Source organism: Flavobacterium gelatinilyticum (genome assembly GCF_027111295.1).
Classification (GTDB): domain Bacteria; phylum Bacteroidota; class Bacteroidia; order Flavobacteriales; family Flavobacteriaceae; genus Flavobacterium; species Flavobacterium gelatinilyticum.
On the sequence record NZ_CP114287.1, the window covers coordinates 2,220,135 to 2,244,578 of the forward strand.

General features: G+C 37.1%; 14 protein-coding genes. All 14 read right to left on the minus strand.

Translation table 11 applies throughout. The features are described 5' to 3' along the window. Positions 1 to 120: 120 nt before the first annotated feature. The 14 genes from OZP11_RS09375 to OZP11_RS09440 all read right to left on the minus strand — a co-directional run bounded on the left by OZP11_RS09375 (position 121) and on the right by OZP11_RS09440 (position 24,294). On the minus strand, positions 121 to 1,746 hold the full coding sequence (locus tag OZP11_RS09375; protein WP_281234956.1) for a GH35 family beta-galactosidase: 1,626 nt from the start codon (positions 1,744 to 1,746) through the stop codon (positions 121 to 123). A 93-nt stretch (positions 1,747 to 1,839) separates the two neighbouring features. Beyond that, complete coding sequence (locus tag OZP11_RS09380; protein ID WP_281234957.1) at positions 1,840 to 4,041, minus strand: endo-1,4-beta-xylanase; 2,202 nt, start codon at positions 4,039 to 4,041, stop codon at positions 1,840 to 1,842. A 12-nt stretch (positions 4,042 to 4,053) separates the two neighbouring features. Continuing rightward, positions 4,054 to 5,427, minus strand: a complete 1,374-nt coding sequence (locus tag OZP11_RS09385) for a glycan-binding surface protein (RefSeq protein ID WP_281234958.1) — start codon at positions 5,425 to 5,427, stop codon at positions 4,054 to 4,056. A 33-nt stretch (positions 5,428 to 5,460) separates the two neighbouring features. After that, positions 5,461 to 7,092, minus strand: a complete 1,632-nt coding sequence (locus tag OZP11_RS09390) for a RagB/SusD family nutrient uptake outer membrane protein (protein WP_281234959.1) — start codon at positions 7,090 to 7,092, stop codon at positions 5,461 to 5,463. A 12-nt stretch (positions 7,093 to 7,104) separates the two neighbouring features. Continuing rightward, on the minus strand, positions 7,105 to 10,275 hold the full coding sequence (locus OZP11_RS09395) for a SusC/RagA family TonB-linked outer membrane protein (protein ID WP_281234960.1): 3,171 nt from the start codon (positions 10,273 to 10,275) through the stop codon (positions 7,105 to 7,107). A 946-nt stretch (positions 10,276 to 11,221) separates the two neighbouring features. Then, positions 11,222 to 12,547 (minus strand): xylose isomerase, encoded by a 1,326-nt coding sequence (xylA, locus tag OZP11_RS09400; protein ID WP_281234961.1) that lies wholly within the window; start codon positions 12,545 to 12,547, stop codon positions 11,222 to 11,224. A gap of 6 nt (positions 12,548 to 12,553) precedes the next feature. After that, positions 12,554 to 14,035 (minus strand): xylulokinase, encoded by a 1,482-nt coding sequence (locus OZP11_RS09405; protein ID WP_281234962.1) that lies wholly within the window; start codon positions 14,033 to 14,035, stop codon positions 12,554 to 12,556. Between the two features lie 3 nt (positions 14,036 to 14,038). After that, positions 14,039 to 15,046, minus strand: coding sequence for a GntR family transcriptional regulator (locus OZP11_RS09410; RefSeq protein WP_281234963.1), 1,008 nt, complete (start codon positions 15,044 to 15,046; stop codon positions 14,039 to 14,041). A 346-nt stretch (positions 15,047 to 15,392) separates the two neighbouring features. Then, complete coding sequence (locus OZP11_RS09415) at positions 15,393 to 16,427, minus strand: glycoside hydrolase family 43 protein (protein ID WP_281234964.1); 1,035 nt, start codon at positions 16,425 to 16,427, stop codon at positions 15,393 to 15,395. Between the two features lie 21 nt (positions 16,428 to 16,448). Beyond that, positions 16,449 to 17,882 (minus strand): MFS transporter, encoded by a 1,434-nt coding sequence (locus tag OZP11_RS09420; RefSeq protein WP_281234965.1) that lies wholly within the window; start codon positions 17,880 to 17,882, stop codon positions 16,449 to 16,451. Positions 17,883 to 18,155: 273 nt separating this feature from the next. Next, positions 18,156 to 19,265: an endo-1,4-beta-xylanase gene (locus OZP11_RS09425; RefSeq protein ID WP_281234966.1), complete on the minus strand. Its 1,110-nt coding sequence runs from the start codon at positions 19,263 to 19,265 to the stop codon at positions 18,156 to 18,158. Positions 19,266 to 19,432: 167 nt separating this feature from the next. Next, the gene (locus tag OZP11_RS09430) at positions 19,433 to 22,033 is read right to left on the minus strand and encodes a glycosyl hydrolase 115 family protein (protein WP_281234967.1); all 2,601 of its coding nucleotides are present in this window, start codon (positions 22,031 to 22,033) and stop codon (positions 19,433 to 19,435) included. 181 nt (positions 22,034 to 22,214) lie between these two features. Continuing rightward, the gene (gene uxuA / locus OZP11_RS09435) at positions 22,215 to 23,378 is read right to left on the minus strand and encodes a mannonate dehydratase (RefSeq protein ID WP_281235518.1); all 1,164 of its coding nucleotides are present in this window, start codon (positions 23,376 to 23,378) and stop codon (positions 22,215 to 22,217) included. Positions 23,379 to 23,556: 178 nt separating this feature from the next. Beyond that, the gene (locus OZP11_RS09440) at positions 23,557 to 24,294 is read right to left on the minus strand and encodes an SDR family NAD(P)-dependent oxidoreductase (RefSeq protein ID WP_281234968.1); all 738 of its coding nucleotides are present in this window, start codon (positions 24,292 to 24,294) and stop codon (positions 23,557 to 23,559) included. Positions 24,295 to 24,444: the final 150 nt, after the last annotated feature.

Sequence of the window (24,444 nt, forward strand, 5' to 3'; positions counted from 1 at the left end):
CCTGACAGGTTTTCAAAACCTGTCAGGTATTGTTTTTTATTCTAAAAAAAAGACATGTTTAAAATTATATTTAAAAATTCATACCTAACAGGTTTTGAAAACCTGTTAGGATAGATAAACCTATTCATACGTATATAATTTTATTTTCTGGATTTCGTAATCACCAACGGAGATTCTTAAATGTCTTCCCTGATGGGTTTGATCTCCGTTGAAATGTCTTATCGTTCTCCAGACTTCGTTTTCGAATTTCCCAAAATCTGTTTTTAAAATTCCGGCATTTACATTTTCTTTTACAGCTTTAAAAGTAACGACAATTCCTGAACCAGAAATGTAAAATTCATCTTTGGCAATTTCTATAATAATGGCGCTTGATTTGGGCCAAACCTCTGCTTTTGCTCCGTCAGACCAATTTAAGGTATAATCATGTTTAAAAGTGAATTCGTAATCGCCCATTTTAATAAGCTGCGTGTTGTTTTCTTTATCTAACAAAACACCGTCGATTTTTCCCTGTCCTTTATATTTTTCAATTAAAGGAGTCAGCTGTTGTACCAAATCGTAAATTTTGCCCAAAGGTTCTTTTTTAGCATCGGCAACGGATTCTATTGAGAAAGGCGAAAAACCAATGGCTTCGTAATGTCCAATGGCATATAATCCTTTGAATGGTGCGGTTTCATCAAAACGGTGTTCCGGAATAAAAAGCGGATCTCCCTGACGGGTAAACAAATCGTTCCATTGTTTGAATGACGGATTGTAGAAATCCGGTGCTAAAAAATCAATTGAGTTTCCGGCCGCTTTCCAAACATCCATAATGTGCGGAAGCGGTCCTGCACTCGGATATTGTCCTGGCTTTTTTTCGGGTGCGTTTAAGGCCGCGTTTACAAACATCGGAATTGGATACGCGTCTTTTCCAGCTTTGGCAACAATATTGGTAAATTTTGAAAAATACCAGGCCATGAAAATTTCATCGGTGTGAAGTCCTTTTCCGAATACTTCTTCCCAGTTTCCTTTGGTTTTGAATCCGTTTTTCTTCCAGATTTCTAAAAATTCGGGAACTAATTTTTGTTTGTTTTTTTCCAGATATTTTATCAATTGATCGGGAACCGGTTTCTGAAACGCAGCATTTGCCAAAGCATGATAATCTCGGGCGGTTGGCAGCATCCCGATTTCGTTTTCAACCTGAACCATAATTACGGTTTGTTCTTTCTGGTCGAAATCTTTTAGGTGTGCCATCAGTTTTTTAAAAGCTTTTAAATCGGCTTCAAGATTATTTTCGCTGAAAGGCGTCAGTATTTCATGACTTTTGTTTTTGTCGTCTTTAACTCTTGGGTATTTTTTCTGATTTAGTTTTACCCATTCCGGAGCGTGGCTGGACATACTGTTTTTCCATGATCCAAACCAAAGAAAAACGAGTTTCAGGTTTTCTTTTCGGGCACGAAGAATTAAATCATCTACTAACTGAAAATCAAATTTTCCTTCCTGCGGTTCTATCAATTCCCAATAAACCGGGGTTAAAACGGTGTTGAGGTTCATATCGGTCAGTTTAGACCAGATGGGTTCCATGCTTTCCATACTGGTTGCTGAGGAATTTCCTAATTCGCCTCCTCTTATGATAAAAGGTTTTTCGTTTACAAACAGCTGTGTTTTGTTTCCTTTTTGTTTGAGATGCGGTATTTTGTCCTGCGAAAGTCCGAATTGAGATATGGCAAAAAACAGGATAATAACGATATTTTTAAAAGGCTTATACATTCTAATTCTGTTTAAAAATTAAAAAATAAATAATCCATAATACAAACCCTTTTACAGATTCATATTATGGATTAAATTACAATAAAAACTCACTTACTTAACCAACTCTCCTGAAAAGTCTTTGCTTACATCTTTTCCTGCAAGACCATCAGCTGTTCCTTTATAAGCATGTTTACGAACGTAATTTGCATCCCAAAGGTTTGGCGATTCGTCCGGAAGCCAGTACTCGTGTTCTTTTGGATGATCAGATACGCCCCAGATCGTGATTCCGTATTGCTGCGCTGTTGGGATGTGCTGTCTGTACATATCGATTACGTACTGGTACATTTCGGCCTGCGAAGCCTGCTGTGCAACGGTTGGGGTTTTGGTTCCTAATCTAACGTCCAGTTCTGAGATTTTAATCAGTTTTCCTGAAGCGGCCAGTTTTTGGAACATCTGAACAATTTTTTCTTTATCTGTATTTAAACCAATGTGCATCTGCGTGCCAATTCCGTCTACTTTTGCGCCCTGGCTTTCAATATATTCTACGTATTTAATCAGACCTTCGCATTTATCAAGTCTTGATTCTAAGTTATAATCGTTGATGAAAAGTTTATCGGTTTCATTACCGTACTGGCGCGCCAGTTTAAATGCCGATACTGCATAATCTTTTCCAAGGTATTTTACCCATGAAAAATAATCTGCTGCGGTATCGCCTTCGGTTCCGTTGCGCAATGTTCCGTCTTCTTTCATTGGTTCATTTACAACATCCCATGCAAAAACACTGGTTTTATAGTGTGTCATCATTTTAGATATCCAGTCGGTCATGGCATCTGCAATGATTTTTGCTTTTTCGGCTTCAGTTTTTTCAATGGTAATAGGCGCTGTAGGTCCTCCGCCTGATGCTGCTTTTTTGCTTAAAACAATATCATCGATATAATAGGTTACGGCATCTGCTCCAAAATCAAAGATTATTTTGTCACGGTCTGCTTTAGACGGAACAATGGTTTTAGTAACCTGTGTCCATCCGGTTGTAACGCTTATTCCGCCGTAATAATCGGCATTATAATTGGCTCCCTGAGCTTCTACCTGTAAACTTGCTGCTGCAGTAGATTTTACCATAAAAGAAAAACTGTATTCAACTCCCTGCTCCAATGGCGTACTCAATGTATACACCTGTTGTGCGTTGTAGTTTTCTGCCACTTTCGGATTTGTCAATACCATCGCGTAATCGCTGGAATATCCTTCTCCTTTTGCCGAAATTGCCCGGGTTGAACCGTTACCCCAGCCTCCCCAGCTTCCCAGACTTCCGTTTTCGAAATTTCCGTTTGAAATCATGTTTACAACGGCTGTTGAGGCATCAAGATCGACCACCGCCAATGTATTTACATCAATTAAGTAATTGACATTTGGCAGATAACCCAAATCGATATTGAATTTGAATTTCGTGCTTCCTGCAACAAAATCGGTTGGTTTTAATTTGATTTTTACCTGTTTCCATTGTGATGAAGTGGCAAAACCATCTGTTTCTGATCCTGTATTGTACCAATCTTTATACGGATACTGATTTACTAATGAGGCATCAAATGAGATTCGGCCTTTTCCTGCCACGTCTGATTTCACATAAAATGAAAGTTCGTAATTGTGGGCTGCATTAATTGCAACATCAGGAGATATTAATTGTAAGTTATAAGGCTGCGATGATGTGGAACTGGACATAAGCTGAATGGCTTTTGTACCCGGAACCAGTCCTTCATTATCAATAACATTTATTCCTTTACCGGCATTGTAACGTGCCCAGCCTGTAAAACTTCCGTTTTTAACTGGTGTTAAATCTAAAATATTGGCACCGCTTGATCCCGGAATTACTGTTGGGGCAATAATACTGTTTAAATAACCTGCACTTTGATTTGAGTGCCAGATCAGGGTGTGCCCAAAGACTTTTAGTCCTGCGCTTTTGGTCGCTGCGATAAAGGCGTCTACATTGGTAAAATTAATTTCTCCTTTAGAGTTTACCATCGCGCCGTGTTTCATTTCGTAACCCGGAGTTACCTCATCAAAATTTTCGTTTACAATTTTGCGGTAGGTTTCGTCGCTCATGTACATGCTGATCCCAATTCCGTTTCCTAACGGAAAAGGGGAATAGTTTTTAAGAGGTTCGTAACGGCTGATTTTTTCGACTAAAGCTAACGGAAGTTCTGCTCCGGTTACTTCTCCGTGATCAGGGTCTTTTCCCCACTCCATCAGATTATCATCGCATGATGACAAAATCATAAGTGATGAAGCAATAATTGGCAGTATATATTTATATTTCATTTGGTGCAGTTTTTAGTTAGGGAAATCATTGTAAACCGGTGTATCTAATGGTACGATTCTCCAGTTGTCTGTATACACTCTTACAGAAGTTGCTTTTGAAGCAAATTCTACTTCGCTCTCGGTTCCTAAAACGTCTTTCATTTTTACATCTAAATTTTCGAACCAGATACCAAAGTTTTGATACGTTGCAGCTTCGCGATAGGCTAAAACTGTTTCGAAAGTAAAAGCTTCTTTAGACCATTGGTAAAATTTGTTGAACGGAATGGTAACGGTTGTCCATCCTGTGGTTTGAAATGCAACCGATTTTCCGTCTACAAGCCACGGTATGTAGTTGTAAACACCGCCTGCCCACGTTCCTGCACTAAAGTTATTGATGGTGCATATTTTTAAATATCCTGAATCTTTCCAGGCTTCCGGAACGTAGATTTCGAACTGAAAGGCCACTTTATCCAGCGGTGTACCGGCCGGGATTGAAGGCACCAACTGCGATCTCCAGTCATCGACTCCTGTTCCGGCTGTCCAGGCTTCTGTGGCTCTTCCGGAAGCGGCAGCAATAGAGGCAAGACGGGCCGGACGATGCGGTACGTATTTTCCCTGAGAAATATTGATTTCTCCAACAGGTGCCGATTCCAGATCTGCAGGTGCAATCATACCCGGCATTGTGCTGGTGCTCCAAGAACCCTGAGTTCCTCTTCCGTCAAAATCTAACAGTATTCCTTTTTTGAAGTTGAAATAGGCTGGTGAATACGCTCCTCCGTTTGATCCCATAACAAATAAAGATCCTCCATTGTCTGAAACTCCGTTTGGAACAGCTACGGTAAAGAATTCTCCGTCTTCATCAGAAGTTATTCCGGATGTTACTTCGATATTGCCCGGGAAAACTACTTTTGAAATTTCGGTTAAACCGCTTCCGTAAACGGTAATGGTTTCGCCTGCATTCGGCATTGCGTTTGAAATTCTGGTAATGGCGGGTTTTCCTGCTCTGATGTCAAACGGAAATATCGTTTCGCTGTTGTCATTTACAAATCGGATTGTGTTTCGTACCGAAGGATCGGCATCGACAATAGGCGTATCTGCCGAAACATTAATCAGCATTGAAGTATTGGAAACAAAAACCACATTAAAATATGTTGAATATCCGTTTATATAAACTCTTCTTAATCCTGCAAATCCTGACCCTTCAATACGCAGCGTTTGTCCTAAACGGGCAAAGGTAACCGGTCTGTCCGGTACGGTTGAATTTACATCTTCTAAAAACACCCTTGTAATCGTAATGGTGCCGCCTTCTGAATCGTTATTGTCGCATGAGGTGAACAGCATACTGAAAACCATCATGCCAAGAAGTGCGATGGGTGCCCAATATTTTTTATTTAAAATATATTTCATAGTAATCTTTTTTAGATTTTTTACTTCGTAATGCTAGAATAAGTCTTTGATTTTTTCTTCTGTAAATTGATACGGAACCGGATTTTCTCTCAATAACGGATTCTGAACCAGCTCTGATTCGGGATAAGGCAGAAGAAAAATAGTGGCATCTACAACTCCAATCGCACGCGGACTGTTGCTTTTTGAAGGGTCAACAGAAACAGTATTGGTTGCTGTATCGTACAAAATAGGTACGATTGTTCCTCTGTCCTGTCCGGTAATGTAGTTTATTACTTCCTGCTGTTTGTAGTAGGCTCTTCTAACCAAATCGTACCAATATTGTCCTTCCATACATAATTCTACTCTTCTTTCGTGAATAATATCAGCATATGTAAGGGTTGTTTTTGGATCTAATCCGGCACGGGTGCGAAGTTTGTTTACGCCTTCGAGAGCTAAAGCGTCGGCAGTTGAGGCGTTGTTTCCTAAAGCCGCTTCGGCATAATTAAGATAGACTTCGCCTAAACGCAGCATGTAGGTGTTTAGGGATGAATTCATACGGGTAATTTTAGGATTATCTTTGGTTGAACCTACTACTCCTTTTTTTACCGTTAAAAATTCTTTGCTGTGATCTACTGTATAACCTCCGTTTGATTTGTTGATTTCAGGATAAAAATCGTCATCCCCCATCCAGGTTGATCTGCGGCGAAGGTCTTTGGATTCATATTCTTTTAAAACGTCGTAAGAAGCTCTTGTCCAGTATCCCCATGCAGCATCATCTCCTGTAATGTCAGATCCTAAGGCAAAATAAGCCTGTTGTGTATTGTTTACCCCAAAGTCACCGTTTGGCACCCACTGAAGGGCAAACATAGACTCTGGATTGTTGTTATTTTCGATCATAAACAAATCAGCATAATTTGGCATTAAACTGTAAGCGCCTGAATTGATAACTTTTTCGGCCGCTTTTTTTGCCAGATTAAGGTAATCCTGATTTCTTGAACCGCTGTTTGGATTGTCGCTTACACCCGAAAATGATAAGTAAACACGAGAAAGCATTCCGAAAGCGCTGTATTTGGTTAAACGCCCTGACTGACCGGCAGATTCAGGAAGAAATTTTGCTGCGTATTCCAGATCACGAATGGCGAATTCGTATACATCTTTCATTGGATTTTTATTTACTATCGGGTTCTTTACCAATTCTTTCGCATCGGTAGAAATAATAACATCTCCCCACAAAGAAGCCAGATACCAATAGGCTGTTCCTCTCATAAAACGGGCTTCGGCTATATACCTGCTTTTTACGGTTTCGTCTACGGTACTTCCGGAAATCCCGATTATAACGTTATTAGACTGCTGCACGACATTGTATAATGATCCCCAGGCCGAAACCAAAGGGCCCGTTAAACCTGTTTCGGTTAAATCTGTAAACGGATACACGTAATCTGAGAAAGGGGCATACATATTGGCAGCGCGCCCGTCTCCTAGTCCATAATAAAATTTATCATTAAAATCGAACCAGACTCTGTTGTATAACGGACCTGTTGCGGCCTGAAAATCAGATTCGGTTTTATAGAAGTTCTCGTTTGTAATTCGGTCATCCGGCTCAATATCTAAAAGATCACTACAACTAGTCCAAACAAATGGCATGGCGATCATAAGAATCGAGTAAAATATTTTTTTTGCTTTCATAGTTAGTAGAGTTTAGAAATTAACGTTTAATCCAATTGTGGTAATGATTGGAGAAGGATAACGACCATTATCGACACCCGTTAAAAGAACGTTTTGGTTGATTGATCCAATTTCAGGATCAAACCCTTTGTACTTGGTAAAGGTTAGTACGTTTTGCGCATTAGAATATATCTTGATATTGGAAATACCGTATTTTGAATACAGACTTTTTGGTAAATTATATCCTATAGAAATATTCTTCACTCGTACGTAAGAAGCATCTTCTACAAAACGATTGCTTAAACGGTAATTTGAAGCTGATGAGGCTGATGAAGCACCAATTCTCGGCATATTTGGATCGCCGCCTACAATTTGTACATTACGGTAATCGTTTGGTCCGTTCGGGTCAATTAGCTCCAATTGTGCATATCCTAACGCTGACTTCAATAAATTGGTATTTTCACGAGGATTTTCTAACCAGCGTCTCTGGTAATTTAAAGCTTCGTTTCCGTAAGAACCTGTCAGCAGAATATTAACATCAAATCCAAGGAACGAAAAGGTGTTTCCTATTCCAAAAGTGAAATCCGGTGCGGGATTTCCAATAAAACCTGCATCTTTTTCGTTGATTACACCGTCTTTATTAACATCTTCAAAAATATAATCTCCAATCCAAACTCCGTTTTCCGAAATCTGCATGCCTTCCGGCAGTGCAGTAGGTTTAACATTTCCCTGACTATCTTTATAGTAGAAATCAGTTGCTTTTTCAAAACGTCCTATTACTTTATAGCCAAAAAACTGTCCTATTGGCTGTCCTACCGCCGTACGGGTTACCACTGTAACATCTGAACCCTGCTGTACGGTTGCATTGTAAACTCCCGCTGCCGAATTTAATCCGAGTACTTTGCTTCTGTTCATAGAAAAAATGAAGTTTGATTTCCATATAAAATCATTTCTTTCCATGTTGATCGTATTCAGCGTAATCTCAAGACCTTTGTTTTCAAGAGAACCAATATTATAAATTGGCGGTGTAGTCGATCCCTGTCCGGTTGTTCCGGCATAAGCAGGAAGTGATAACGGGAGTAATAAACCTTCGGTTTTTTTATAATAAACGTCTGTAATTAATTCTATTCTATTATTGAAAAGTCCTAAATCAAATCCAATGTTTGTTGATTTTGTTTTTTCCCAGCCTAAATCTCTATTGGGTGTGTTAAGAGCGATTTGTCCGCTTCCCCAGTTGGTAGCCGATGTGCCGTAAACTGCTGTAGTAGGAAATTCGTATACTACGTTTTGATTTCCAACAATTCCCCAGCCTAGTCTTAATTTTAAGTTGTTGATTGTTTTGTTTTCTTTTAAGAAATTTTCATTAGAAACTTTCCAGGCCAAAGCGGCTGATGGAAACCAGTCCCAGCGGTTTTCCGGAGCAAACTGAGAAGAACCATCTCGTCTTAAAGTAGCTGTTAACAAATATTTGTCGTTGAAAGAGTAAAATAATCTTCCAAAATAAGAACTTAAGGATTTTGTTGAGCTTGCGTTTGAATTTCGGGCTGTTGTAGAATCTCCGGCATTTAAATCAGTCGCACCGTTTGTTATATATCCTGAACGATATCCGTACAGATTTTCCCAGTGCTGTTCCTGCATTTCCTGACCTAACATAGCTGTTACAGTATGTTTACCAAACGTTTTATTGTAGGTCAATAAGTTGTTCCAGATCCAGTTATCGCCCAATGATTTGGTTCTGGATCCTTCTCTTACATCGTTTACCAATGCTCCAAAAGTGTAGGATGGATTAAAGGTGTAGGTATTGGCAAAATTATAATCGACAGAATATTGGGATTTCAATTTTAAGTCTTTGAAAAACGTAATTTCTGCGTAAGCATTGGCTCTTATCCCGTAATTTTTGTTGTGATTGTCTCTCATTAAAGCCAGACCCAGCGGATTGTTCTGAACGAATTCTGTTGTGTCCGGACCATCGAAAGTCCCGTCGGCATTACGTGCCGCTACGTTTGGAGTTTGTTTTAATGCCGTTAATATTAAAGAACCATCAGAAAACGTATTTACCTGATTGGTTTTGTACAAAGCTGTATTTACACCCACCTTTAAAAAGCTTTTAATCTGCGAATCGATAATCCCTCTAAGATTCAGCCTGTCAAACGAAGAACCAATCGCAATACCATCCTGATCCAGATATCCTACTCCAAATGCATAAGTCGTATTATCTGAACCTCCTGAAGCCGATAAGTTGTAACTCTGCATTAAAGCGGTCTGGAATAACTCATCCTGCCAGTTGGTTCCTTCGCCCAACAAATCAGGACGGATGAAAGTATTATCGCGCTGTACAATTCCTAGATCGGCACGGGTATTTTTTAGGGTTCCGTATTCTCTCAGGTTTAAAACCTGTAATTGTTTCGGGATTTCCTGCCAGCCCAAATAACTGTCAAAATTAAGGGTCAATTCTCCTTTTTTACCGGTTTTAGTCGTAATGATGATTACTCCTCCTGCTGCTCTTGAGCCGTAGATAGCGGTTGCAGAAGCATCTTTTAAAATATCTACCGATGCAATATCTGCCGGGTTAATCCCGGCAAGCGGATTATTGGTATTTGAATTAGATGATCCGCTGATTACCACACCGTCAATTACATAAATAGGTTCGTTATCTCCGGTAATCGAACTGATACCACGAATACGGGCTGTTGAACTCGCTCCCGGCGCACCATTTGTAGCCTGTATGTTGATACCTGCGGCACGTCCTTGCAGCACCTGTTCAACACTAGTTGCAACAGACTGTGTAATAGCTGTACTGTTTACCGAAGAAATAGATCCCGTAAGATCGCCTCTTTTCATGGTTCCGTACCCAATTACAACCACTTCTTTCAGACTGTTTAAATCTTCTTCCAGCAGGACATCTATTTTGTTTTTTCCAGCTGCAGAAATGTCTTGAGTCTTGTACCCTATAAAACTGAATGATAAAACAGCATTTGCTGCAACAGGTCCGATTGAATAAGTTCCGTCAAAATTTGAAACTGAACTGATTTTGGTTCCTTTTACAAAAATATTTACTCCCGGTATTGGTCCGTTACTATCAGAAACAATTCCTGACACAGTGGTTTGTGCATTTACCGCAGCAGAAAATACCAGCATGAGGATTAATAAACCCAGATTTTTAAAGTATTTAGATTTGCTTTTAGTAATTAAAAGGTTAGTCATAAATAATTGATTTAGTTAGTTAATAGTATGGTTTAGTTAGTTTAGTTTTTTTTGGCCGATTAAAAAGTCATTTCAATTTCTGGATAAACAACTTAAAATCATTATTGAAACAAATATATACAAAAAACAACAACACACAATCGGTTGCGTTATTTTTTTTTACGAATTATAAAAAAAATATCAATTTAAAAAACTAATCGTTTATCAAAAAAGCCAAAACACTAAATAATACTCAAAATATAGAAGCCAATTAGAAGAATAACTGAAGAAATAGAAACGATTAAATCAAAATCTTAAAAAAAATATAAAAAAAACGTTTTCGAAGCGCATTAAACCAAAACTACATCGTTTTAGTAATCTTAAAAGTACAGAATGTTTAGAGGAAGTTTTTGTCATCTCAATACTAACGGCACACTACAATAGATAACTGATTTAAAAGCAAATACAATTTTATTTTAACAGGATAGGTTGTTAAAATTGTTAAAAAAGGCAATCGGTTGTTTATAAGTCATAAAAAAAGCTCCTTTTTTAAGGAGCTTTTGTAAAAATATCGTTTGTGAGAAGTTTGACAAAGTTTAAAACTTTGACAAAGCTGCCTGTATATTTCAATGAGAAAAAAATGTGCATCCTGATCTGCTCGTCAAAAACATTTGATAAAAATAGAACTCACCTCAACTTTTATCAAAACTGACTTATTTCTTTTATTTCGAATTTATTAAAAAATAGTAACTAAACCTTCAATCTATTTTCTTCAAAATTTAAACTTCAAAAAATCAAGTCATTATCTTGATACACATTTCTCAATTTTTTCATCTAAAAAGCACTTTTAACTATACTACCATTTTACGGCTATCATATTTAAAATCTTAAATCTTTTTAGATATTTTGTAGAAACCTAACAGGTTTTAAAACCTGTTAGGTTGGTATGTTTTAAAAGTTAAACCAATTAAATGTATTGGTTGATGATGTTTTCAAACAATTCTTGTTTACCGCTTTGAAGGTTTAATTCTCCATTTTCATGAGCGATAGTATAAAGATCTTTTAAACCTAATTTTCCATCAGCAAAATCTTTACCTTTTCCAGAATCGAATGAGCTGTATCTTTCTTTTCTTAATTTCTCGTATGGAGAAGAAGAGATGATTTTATCAGCAGTTAGTAATGCTCTTGCAAAAGTATCAGCTCCGCCAATGTGCGCTAAGAAAACATCTTCTAAATCTGTAGAATTTCTTCTGATTTTAGCATCAAAATTAACTCCTCCGCCTTGTAATCCGCCGGCTTTTAAGAAAACTAACATTGCTTCAGTTGTTTCCTGAATGTTGTTTGGAAATTGATCTGTATCCCATCCGTTTTGGTAATCACCTCTGTTCGCATCGATACTTCCTAACATTCCTGCTTTTGCAGCCACTTCTAATTCGTGTTGGAAAGTGTGCTGTGCCAAAGTAGCGTGGTTTACCTCGATGTTGATTTTGAAATCTTTATCTAAACCATAATTTTTTAAGAATCCAATTGCAGTTGCAGAGTCAAAATCGTATTGGTGTTTAGATGGCTCCATTGGTTTTGGCTCGATGAAGAAAGTTCCTTTAAAACCTTGCGCTCTTGCGTAGTCTCTGGACATTGCTAAGAATTGTGCCATGTGGTCTAATTCTCTTCCCATATCTGTGTTCAGTAAAGACATATAACCTTCTCTACCTCCCCAGAATACATAGTTTTCACCGCCTAAAGCGATTGTAGCGTCTAGAGCTAATTTTACTTGTCCTCCAGCTCTTGCTACAACATTAAAATCAGGATTTGTAGCCGCTCCGTTCATGAATCTTGGGTTTGAGAAACAGTTTGAAGTTCCCCAAAGCAATTTAATTCCAGATTCTGCTTTTTTCTGTTTTAAATACTCTGTAATGAAAGCCAAACGTTTTTCTGATTCTGCGAAAGTCGGTCCTTCGTTAATCAAATCGTAATCGTGGAAACAGAAATAATCGAATCCCATTTTACTAATGAATTCAAAAGCAGCATCTGCTTTATCCTTTGCAGCCTGATACGGATCTGATGATGCATCCCAAGCAAAATTTTGAGTTCCAGGCCCGAACGGATCGCCGCCTTGTCCGCAGAAAGTATGCCAGTAAGCAATAGCAAATTTAAAGTGCTCACGCATTGTTTTTCCAGCTACAACTTGGTCTGGATTGTAATATTTAAACGCCAAAGGATTGTCAGATTCTTTCCCTTCAAACTTAATTTGGCCGATACCTTTGTAGTATTCTTTATCTCCTAAAGTTATCATTGTATTTTATTTAGTTGTTAATATTAATTCTAATTCTTGTTTCCATTTTTTATAAGCCGTTTCGTATTCCTCTTTGTTTTTTAGAGGCAAAAAGGTCATTACGTGATCGTTTGTTGTAATTCCTGAACCAAACTTTTCAAAATCACCGTCTGTCAAGCCTACTGCTCGCGCCGCTCCTACTGCTCCTGTTGTATTGTAAATTTCGATTTCGTGACCAATTAATGTTGCAACGGTATTCGAGAAAATCTCAGAACGGAAAAGATTATCATTTCCGGCTCTAATGACATTAATCGTTGCATTATCATCTTTCAAACATTCCATTCCGTATACAAACGAAAATGCAATGGCTTCTAAAGATGCTCTGAATAAATGCGCGTTGGTATGAATATTAAAATTCAGGTTTAAAATATGAGACCCGATATTTTTGTTATTGAACATTCTTTCGGCACCATTCCCAAACGGAATTACAACCAATCCTTGCGAACCTACATTGATCTGAGATGCTTTTTCATTCATTTCTTCATACGACTCATTTCCAATATTGTTTCGCATCCATCGGTATTGAATTCCCGCTCCGTTTATATTCAGCAGTTTGCCGACTCTCGGATTTGATTCTGTATAATTTACATGAACGAAGTTGTTTACACGAGTACTTTTTCCTGAATTGGTTTCTGTAACCGCATAGAAAACACCTGATGTTCCGCCTGTCGCCGCAACTTCGCCCGGACGTAACACATTTAATGATAAAGCATTATTTGGCTGATCTCCTGCTCTATATACAATTGGAATTCCCGCAGGAAGTCCCGATTCTTGTGAAGCTTTCTCTGTAACAACTCCTTGATTGGTAAAATTTTCTACAATTTTTGGCGTCAACGACTGATCGATTCCGTAGTAATCCAAAAGCCAGTCAGCTACTTTATTTTCTTTATAATCCCAAAGCATTCCTTCAGACAAACCGTTTTTGGTTGTCGTTACTTCGCCTGTCAATTTCAAAGCGATGTAATCTCCCGGAAGCATGTATTTAGCGATTTTATTGTAAATTTCTGGTTCGTTTTCCTTAACCCATTTCAGTTTAGAAGCAGTGAAATTTCCTGGTGAATTCAATAAATGTGACATGCATTTTTCTTCTCCAATTTCGGCGAAAGCCTTATTTCCAATTTCAACTGCACGGCTGTCGCACCAGATAATTGAATTTCGTAATGCAGTTCCTTCTTTGTCCACAATTACCAACCCGTGCATTTGGTACGAAATACCAATTCCCTGAATTTTAGACGCATCAATATTCGCTTCTTTAATTGCTCTTTTTGTTGCCGTACAAATGTATTGCCACCAAATCTCCGGATCCTGTTCTGCCCAGTCCGGGTGAACCGAAAGGATTTCCATTTCGTTTTGAGGTTCATTCAGAACAATAATTTTTTTGCCTGTTTCTGCTTCTACCAAGGCTGCCTTGACAGAAGAACTTCCAATATCATAACCGATATAATACATAACTTACAATGATTCTCTTATTATTAATTTAGTCGGCACATAACACTGCGTTTCTTCGTCATGCGTAATAAATGCCGCTGCTTTGGTTCCTAATTCGTTAAAATCAGTCGAAACAACTGAAATTCCTTTGTATATAAATTTCTTCATTGGCGTTTCGTTGTACGAAAGAAAACCAACGTCTTTTCCAGGCTCAAAATCCTTCTCTTTGCACTGTTCTAAAAAGTATCCCAAAATCCTGTCGCTTACACTGATATAAGCAATTCCTTTCTCGATATTGAACTTTTTAGAATCGGTGATAATCGTGTATTGAAAATCAAAATCAGCACAGAATTTCTTGAAATATTCCACCGATTCCCATGGGTGATTGGTAAAATCCGGATAAATAAATTCTATTCTTTTATATTTTTTAAACAAATCCACCGCTTCTTTTAAAGCATCATAAAATGCTTTTCCGAAATCCTGAAATACATAATTATTCGCTTTATCAGCCCTGATATTCCAGTCAATCAAAAGCAGTTTATCTTTTGAAATTGCAGATAATGCCGGCGGAATATCCTTGTGGTCAAAATTCATTACCACATATTTGTAATACTTCCCGATTCCGTTATTAATGATCGTTTTAAAAACGTCAATATTATAATGATGAAACTGTACATCGATAATCACATTATCAGGCAGATTGTTTACAACCGAATGATACAAAACCTCTTTATAAGCCTTAAACGTATCTAAAACCAAAAGCACTTTTCTTGTTTCGCCCGCTACATAATACCCTTTGTTTGGGACAGAATCTATAACATTCTGATCTTTTAAAATCGAATACGCCTTAAAAACGGTGTCTCTCGAAAGCTGATATGTCTTGCAGATTACATTTACAGACGGAAGCAAATCTCCCTTTTGTAAAATATTCTCTGCAATAGCATTTGTAATTCCGTCAACCAGCTGCTGGTACTTCGGAATATCACTTTCGTGATTCATTATAAACTCAAATTTTCCTTCTTCTTTTGGCATGCCGTTCTGTTCCGTTCTGTTATGCTAAAGTAGCTAAAAATCTTTTACAAAAAATTATTTTTTTAGATTAAAATTGATATTTTTTTTATTTCAGAATCCAATGTTACTCAACTGCAAAGTTCGCAATCCCGACAGCTATCGAGAACGCAAAGGTTATCCATCCTGTTTTGTCATTTCGAGGAACGAGAAATCTTCGCGAGCGGCTCTACAAAGATTGGAGAAATTCTATACCGAGTTACTTACGAAGATTTCTCGTTCCTCGAAATGACAAACTGAAATCAAAATCAAAATAAAAACAAACAACACAACCGATTGTAATTTTCTTCAAATTTTTAACCCAAAAATCTTAATCAATTAATCTTCTTATTCCATAAGGATCAATAGTAATAATCGAACCGTCTTCTAAATAATCAATTTTGGTTACTTTCATACTTCTCAAATGCGTTACGCCTTTTGACAAACTTGAATCGTGATAAAACAAATACCATTCGCCTTCTACTTCGCAAATAGAATGATGTGATGTCCAGCCAACAACCGGATTCAGGATTCTTCCCTGATAGGTAAACGGCCCATAGGGATTGTCACCTATTCCATAACAGATAAAATGCGTATCTCCTGTCGAATATGAAAAATAATATTTCCCGTTGTATTTATGAACCCACGAAGCTTCAAAAAAACGGCGGTCGTTATCTCCAGCTTTTATAACTTCTCCATTTTCATCCAGAATTAAAATTTCTTTAGGTTCTTCATCAAATTCCAGCATATCTTCTCGAAGTCTGGCCACGATAGGCCCTAACTCTTTTTCATCTGCTGTTGGTTCTTCGTTATTCTGATCGTAAATATTGTCTCTATATTTCTGAAGCTGTCCTCCCCAAATTCCTCCAAAATAGATATAGTGTTTGCCATCTTCGTCTTCAAAAACTGCCGGATCAATACTGTAACTTCCTTTTATAGCTTCTTTTTCCGGAATAAAGGGCCCAACTGGTGAATCTGAAATCGCCACTCCAATCTGAAAAATTCCGTTGGCACGTTTAGCAGGGAAATACAAATAGTACTTTCCGTTTTTGTGTGCTGCATCTGGCGCCCACATTTGCTTTTCTGCCCAGGCAACATCATTTACGTGTAATGCAACTCCGTTATCAACTGCTTCTGATGAAATATCTTCCATCGAAAAAACGTGGTAATCTTCCATCCCGAAATGATCGCCATTATCGTTAAACGGAATTCCCGCATCGATGTCGTGCGACGGATAAATATAAATTTTACCATTGAATACATGTGCCGAAGGATCGGCTGTATAAATATGTGATACTAAAGGCTTTGAAATCGCCAGTTCATCAATTTCCTTGAAATCAATGTGTTCAATGCTATCTTCAGGCATAGTGCTATTTTGTTTAAATAATTAACTTCTTCGTTCTTTTAGTTCTGTTTCGATCTGCACTTCCATTTCTTTATTGATTTTATAGAAAAACAGCAATCCGGCTCCAATTAAAAAAGGGATTGCAGGGAAAATACTCACTAGTAATTTGATTCCGTTTATGGCTGTTTCTGATTGATGAGAAGCATTTGGAACGTAATGAAAATACCCTAAAAACAAGGTTGTTAAAGCTCCTCCAATACTTAATCCTGTTTTTAGTCCAACCATCATGGCAGAAAAAATAATCGCAGTGGCACGACGGTTATTCAACCATTCTGAATAATCGGCAACATCAGCAATCATCGCCCAAAGAATCGGGATGGTGATTCCGTAGAAAAAGCCGTGCAGAATTTGAGAGAAAAATATCAATCCGATTGAAGCTGGCGGAAAGAAATAGAAAGCGATAATGAATAAAGTCGAAATGAATAAAAACAGTCCAAAAACATTTCGTTTTCCATATCTGTCTGCTAAATTTTTAGACAATGTAATTCCAACAATCATAAAGATAATACCGCCTGCATTGAATAAACCAAAGCCCGCAGAAACAGGATCATTGCCAAAATGATTTAGCCCAATTGTAGTTAGGAAATCCAATATCGGCTGAATAAAAACAGCTAATTGTTCTTTGTTGACATAGTTTTCAAAATAATATACATACGAACCGCCTTTCATTGCCAAAGTCACAAAAACCAAAGTCGTCAGCGTAAGCATGATTACCCAAGGTCTGTTTTTGATTAAATCGCTCAAATCTTCTTTAACACTTGACTTTTGTTCTGGTTTTGGAATGATTCTTTCTTTGGTCGTTAAAAACGTAATTAAAAGCATGATTGTTCCAATAATTGCCAGAGCGGTCATTACTTTCTCGATTCCCACTGCCTTATCTCCATTTCCAGCACTTTTTATAATGCCGAGCATGAAAACCTGAACGAAAAACTGTGCAAACATAACCGCTACAAAACGGTACGATGACATACTGTTTCGTTCTTTCATATCGCCTGTAATTACTCCGCTTAAAGCAGAATACGGCAAATTGTTTGCAGCATAAAAAAGCAATAATAAAGTATAGGTTAAAACCGCATAAATTACTTTTCCTTTATATGAGAAATCCGGAGTTGAAAAGGCTAATAAAGCCACCACTCCAAGCGGAATTGCGGTTATTAAAATCCATGGTCTGAACTTTCCCCATTTGGTACTCGTTCGGTCTGCCAAAACCCCGATAATCGGATTAAAAATAAAGGCTGCAACAAGACCAACGATCAGCATAATGATAGAAGAATCTGTTGGCGACAAGCCGTAAATATCGGTGTAGAAATACGCCAGATACGTCATCAAAGTCTGAAAAACCAGATTGGCCGCTAAGTCTCCTAAGCTGTATCCTATTTTTTCTTTGATGGATAGTTTTTGTGAAATGTTATTCATTTGGTGGTTTTGTGGTTAGTTTGTTGGTTAGTTTGTTTCTACTCCTGCAAGGTTTTTTAAACCTTGTAGGTTTCCTATTCCTTTAAAGTGCTCTTTAATCATACCTACAAGGTTTTGGAAACCTTGCAGGAACGTGAATTACAATTTAAACAATCGGTTGTGTAAAATTAGACAAAAAAACATATTATGCAAATTTACTTTACTTTATTTAAGTTGTTTTTCAAACCACAACCGATTGTTAATTAATTTACAAAAACTCGATATTTTTAGTCCTTATTCTTTAGTTTCCTTCAACTTTAAAATACTATCGTAAGCTTTTTTATGTCTCAAATCTTTATCGAATGGCAAAGGATAATTTGTTCTTCCTTTTATTGGCCAGTCGTTCAGCCAGGATTGACCATCATGAACACCCCAAAAAGTCACTCTGCTAATTTTGTCTTTATGCTTTAAAAATAATTTAAATATTGATGCATAACGCTCTGCGAGTTTGTTTTGAATAGAATCTGGCAATGCTTTTGGATACGGATTCATTTTTTCGCTTCCTTCGAAATTCTGACTAATCTCTGCTCCTTTTAAATCCCACGGATTTGGCAAAACAGTAATATCCAATTCTGTAAATGCTACTTTAATTCCCAAAGCAGAATATTCCAGAATACTTTTTTCAATTTCTTCTAATGAAGGACTTCCTAATCTCCAATGTCCCTGAATACCAACTCCGTCTACTTTCCCGCCTTGAGCTTTTATTTTTTTTATCAAAGCAATTGCTCCGGCTCTTTTTGTCGGTTCTTCGATATTATAATCGTTGTAATATAATTCGGCTTTAGGATCTGCTTTTTCAGCTAGTTTAAAAGCATCAACCAAATATTTTTCTCCAAGCGTTTTCAAAAAAACCGATTGTCGCAAAGTTCCATCTTCATTCAAAGCTTCGTTTACAACATCCCAGGAATCAATTCTTCCTTTATATTTTGAGACAATGGTATTAATATGATCCTGCATAAAAGCTTTCATTTCTGTGCTGTCAGCGATTTTCTCCATCCAAGGCGCTAATTGACTGTGCCATATCAAAGTATGCCCATGAATAAACATTTTATTTTTTTCTCCATAAGCCACAAATTTATCCGATAAAGCAAAATCATATTTGTCTTTCTGCGGATGTGTGTACATCGATTTCATAATATTTTCGGCCGTTATAGCATTGAATTCTTTTCGAATCAGCGAATCTTCTTTGGCATTTTTAATTTCAATTTGATCTGCGCTTAAAGCGGTTCCGATATAAAAATCGTTTTGATAAACATCTTTTAATGAATTCGTTTCTTTCTGCGATGTACAGCTGACCACAAATAAAGTTGTGACGGCCAATAAGTAAGGATTAATAAATTTCATATCTTTTGGTTTAAAATAGTTAATCGTTTTTTTTCGCTTCGTTTGTCATTTCGAGGAACGAGAAATCACACTAGAAATTCCGTACAGAATGTCTCCAATCTTTGTCGAATCCCGCGTGTGATTTCTCGTTCCTCGAAATGACAAACAGGACGTGTTACGTTATGATATTATTCCTTTCTAAAACTTTCCGGTGGTCCCAAATACGACTCCAGAACTTTATCTTCTTCTGTTTCAATTACAATTTTCTGAAGTACCAAAGCCGGATCAACGGCATAAATTTTCAAAACATGATTTCCTGCTTTTCCTATTTGATGTGTTGAAGTAATTACTTTTATATTATTTGCAACCGATTCTGCCCAATTTTTCTCTGAAGAATCAGCGTTTAGGTTTATGATTTGAGGTTTTTCCGAATCGAAAGCAATTCCGTATTTTAATCCGTTGCCTATTTTAAAATTGATTGTTGGCGAAAAATAAGCTTTTACTTTTATCTTCCCTTTAGTAAAAAAATGAACATTGTATTCTAACCTTGGTGATTGTTCTGAAATTTCAAACGGCTGAATATTTGAAGGTTTTATAGTTATTCCAGAATCTGTTTTACCGAGATTTGGAATAATAGTCCATTTTACGGAGCCTGAATTTATGGCTTTCGAATAATTTTTACTTTCTATTGAAATGTAACCGTTGCTTTCAACAAAACCGTGAACATTGTCTGAATATTTATTAATTAATTTTTCAGCCTTTGGAGAATTTTCAGCAGAAATTTCCTTTTGAGCTTTGCTAGAAACTTCAACTGTTTTTGTATTCGGAATCACATTTTTATCAGGCTGTTGCCAATTATCATAGCCAATATGCGTCTGCGACATCATATGATTCCATTTGCCGTTTGCCAATTTCGTATGATAATAATTCGTCAACTGACTATCTTTTTCAAACAACTCTTTTACTTTTTCAGCATATGTGTTTGCAATAACATTTCCCTGCTCTGCATAAAACTGATTTTTAGCTGTTGCAACATATAATTCATTTAAATTCGAACTTGCCAAAACAGGAAACAAAACCAGTTGATAAAAAGCGTCTTTATATTCTGGTTGCAATTTTTCGTTTATGGCATTGGCTTTTTCAACTAATTTCTGATAATCCGCAACAACTCGGTCAGCTTCATTATAATTGGTTACGCTGTATGTTTTAGCGTCTAATAATTCCGGTTTTCTTCGCGCATTGTACTTCGTGTATAACTTTAAAATCTCTGAGATTTCTCCCGTAAACTGGTTTCCGAAATTTTCTTTTGCCCAATTCACATAATAATCCTGAACATTTTGTGCATTAAACTTTTCAGGATTCCAAGCCATATCAAGGAAAAACTCAATCGGGAATTCCATTGGTTTAATATCGCCCACATTTACAATCCAGATTTTATCAACTCCATATTGATACGCCAAATCCATTTGTTCCCAAGTTCTTTCAATTTGGTTTGTGTTGATCCATTTGTAATTTCGCGGACCGCCAACATAGTCATAATGATAATAAATTCCGTAACCGCCTTTTCTAGGTTTTGCGTTAAGTTCTGGTAATTTGCGAATATTTCCCCAATTATCATCACACAATAAAAGCGTTACATCGTCTGGAACAGTCATTCCCTTATCGTAATAATCCTGAACCTCTTTGTAAAGAGCCCACATTTGAGGCGTTTCTTCAATCGGTTTTTTGGTTACTTCCTGAATGATATTTCGCTGGGTTTTGACAATCTTTTCTAACAAATCAATTGCCGTTCCTTCCGTCATCGGTTCGTCGCCATCGCCACGCATTCCAATCGTAACAATGGTTTCTTTATCGCCCATTCTTTTAATTCCGTCTTTCCAGAAATTAATCAAAGCTTCCGAATTGGTACTAAAATCCCATTTTCCATTTGCTTTTCCCCATTCGGCGTGTGCCCGCGTCAGGGGTTCATGATGCGAAGTTCCCATCACAATTCCGTATTCATCGGCTAAAACAGCGTTCTGCGGATCTTCGACATAAAACATTCTGCCCCACATTGCCGGCCATACATAATTTCCTTTCATCCTGAGAATCAACTCAAAAACAGTATCGTAGAATTTCGAATTGAATCCGCCATATTTTTCAAAAGCCCAACCTGTCAATGCTGGCGCTTCATCATTAATAAAAATCCCACGATATTTTACTTTTGGTTCTCCCTGTGTATGAATTCCGGGCAAAACGTGTAATTCTGATTGCTTTTTCACCGGAACATCTGCCCAGAAATACCAAGGCGAAATTCCAATCTGATTAGACAAATCGTAAATCCCGTAAATCATTCCTCTCTTGTCTGAGCCAGCAATTACCAACGCTTTTTTAATTCCTATAAACGGATTTTCTACGATTTGTGTGGTAAATTTTTCCCATTTTCCCTGAAGCTGATTTTTATCAATTTTTCCTTCTTTGACCAATTGATCGATGATTTCGTTTTTTCCTAATGTTCCAATTATGACAACAAAATCTTCTGCTTCAGCAATCTTTTTGACTTTTTTTGGATGTAAATCTGAAACTTTAAAAATGTCATTTTCTAAATGTCCAACCACTTTTAAAACTCCTGCAAAATCTTTATCGCTCATCAAAATCGAAGCCGTTTTCCCTTTTGAAACCAAAGGAAAATTTTCTTGAGAAGCTTGATTAACTACATATTTCTCTGGATTTATGGCGTGCGATTTTGCGCATAATCCAATTAGGAAAAGCAGTGAGATAATGTAGGATGTTTTAATTTTCAAACACATAGAATCATAGATTTCGGCATCCTAACAGGTTTTAAAAACCTGTTAGGTATCAGTTAACATTCTTTCTTCTCTCATAGTAAACCTGACAGGTTTAAAAAAAACTTCAGGTTTAAACTGGGCGAATATTTGCTTTCTTCATAGAATACCTAACAGGTTTTTAAAACCTGTTAGGATAGGTAAATTACAAATTCAATTTATACCCAATCCCCATTTCTAAACCTCTTAACTCGGCAAGACCTTTTAGCCTTCCAGTTAAAGAATAGCCAGGATACGTTTCTGTTTTTTCATCGACTTGGTGAAGAAAACCATGATCGGGGCGCATTGGCAAGCTTACTTTTGTTTTATTCATCAACAGCAATAATTTTTCTACAATTGCGCCCATATTTGCATCGCCGTTTAAATGTTCCGATTCCCTGAAAATAGTTTCGCTTTCGCGGATGGTATTTCGAAGGTGTAAAAAATGGATTCGATTTTCGTGATCATCTATTATTTTCTCCAGATTATTTTTTGGATCGGCGCTTAATGAACCTGTGCAATAACACAATCCATTTGCTGTCGAAGGAACCGCACTAAAAATCTCTTTCAAATCAGCTTCTGTTGAAACAATTCTTGGAAGTCCCAAAACCGAAAACGGCGGATCGTCTGGATGAATCGCTAATTTTTGTCCATTTTGCTCTGCAATTGGCGTTACTTCTGATAGAAAATAAATCAGGTTTTCTCTTAGTTTTTCATTGTTGATATCGGAATAATTATCTAAAAGCGATAAAATCTGTTCTGCGGTAAAATTGATTTTGCTTCCTGGTAATCCCAATAAAACATTTTTAAATAGCAAAGCTTTTTCGTCTTCAGACAATTGATTTCCAAACTGCAATGCTTTTTCTTTTTCCGCATCCGAATAATCATTTTCTGAATTTGGTCTTTTCAAAAGAAACACATCAAAATAGGTAAACGCATCCTGATTGTACAACAAAGCTTTACTCCCATCTTCATTTATAAAATTATGATTGGTTCTCACCCAATCCAGAATCGGCATAAAATTGTAGGTTATGATTTTTATTCCACAATCTGCCAGATTTTTTAAGCTGGTTTTATAATTTTCAATGTATTGCAAATAATTTCCAGAAGCGCGTTTGATTTCTTCATGAACCGGAAGGCTTTCTACAACCAACCACTCCAAACCGGCATTTCTTATTATTTCCTGTCTTTCCTGAATATCCTGAACTGTCCAGATATCTCCAACCGGAATTTGATGCAAAGCCGTTACAATTCCTGTTGCTCCTGCTTGTTTAATATCTACTAAAGTTACGTTGTCCTGAGGTCCAAACCAACGCATGGTTTGCTGCATTTTTATCATACTCCCTTATTTTTTAGTCTCGCAAAGGCGCAGAGGCGCAAAGTTTTGTTTCCCGCTCCCGATAGCTATCGGGATGGCAGATTGAGCTGATTTTATCTTTTTAATCCTTTAATCTGTGTCTTTAAAAAACCTTTGAACCTTTGAGCCTCTGACCCTTAGCAACTTTAAATTAAAATCCAATGCTATTACCACCATCAACCGGCAGAACTGTACCAGTAGTATATTTTGATTCGCTTAAAGCGAAATAATAAACTGCATCTGCAATGTCTGAAGGTTCTCCTAAGAAGCCCATTGGTGTTCTTCCCAATACTTTATTTTTTCTTTCCGGATCATTATCCAAAGCTGCGGCAGACATTTTGGTTTTAATAAATCCAGGAGCGATACAGTTTACGCGAATTCCTGCAGAAGCTAATTCTGTTGCCATAGCGCGCGTCATGGATTCAATTGCACCTTTACTTGCCGAATAGGCTATTACCTTTGGAATTCCGTATTGAGATGCCATAGAGCTGATGTTGATAATGCTTCCGCTTCCATTAGCTTTCATATTTTTTACCACTTCTCTGCTAACAGAAAAAACGCTTAGTAAGTTGGTATGAATGATCGAAAGAAAATCTTCATCAGTTACATCTGGAATTTCTTTTTTCATGTTGATTCCTGCGTTGTTTACCAAAATATCAATTGGATTTTCTTTTGTAATGTTTTCAATCATCGCAGGAATTCCAGCCAGATTATTCAAGTCGAAAATTACCGGAATAGCATTTTCTCCAATTGCCGCGCAGGCATCTTCTGTTTTTTCTTTTGATCTTCCGATTATGTACGTTTTGATTCCGTTATCACAAAGTTTTTTTGCTGTTGCAAAGCCTAATCCCGAATTTCCTCCGGTTACAATTGCTGTTTTATTACTCATAATTTCTAAAAATATATTTTATTTAGTACGCGGATTTTACGGATTCGCTATCGCGAAAAAGCTGATTTAAGCAGATTTTTTTAATTTTTAATTTTTAATTTTTAATTTTTAATTTTTAATTTTTAATCTGAAAAAAATCCGTTTTATCCG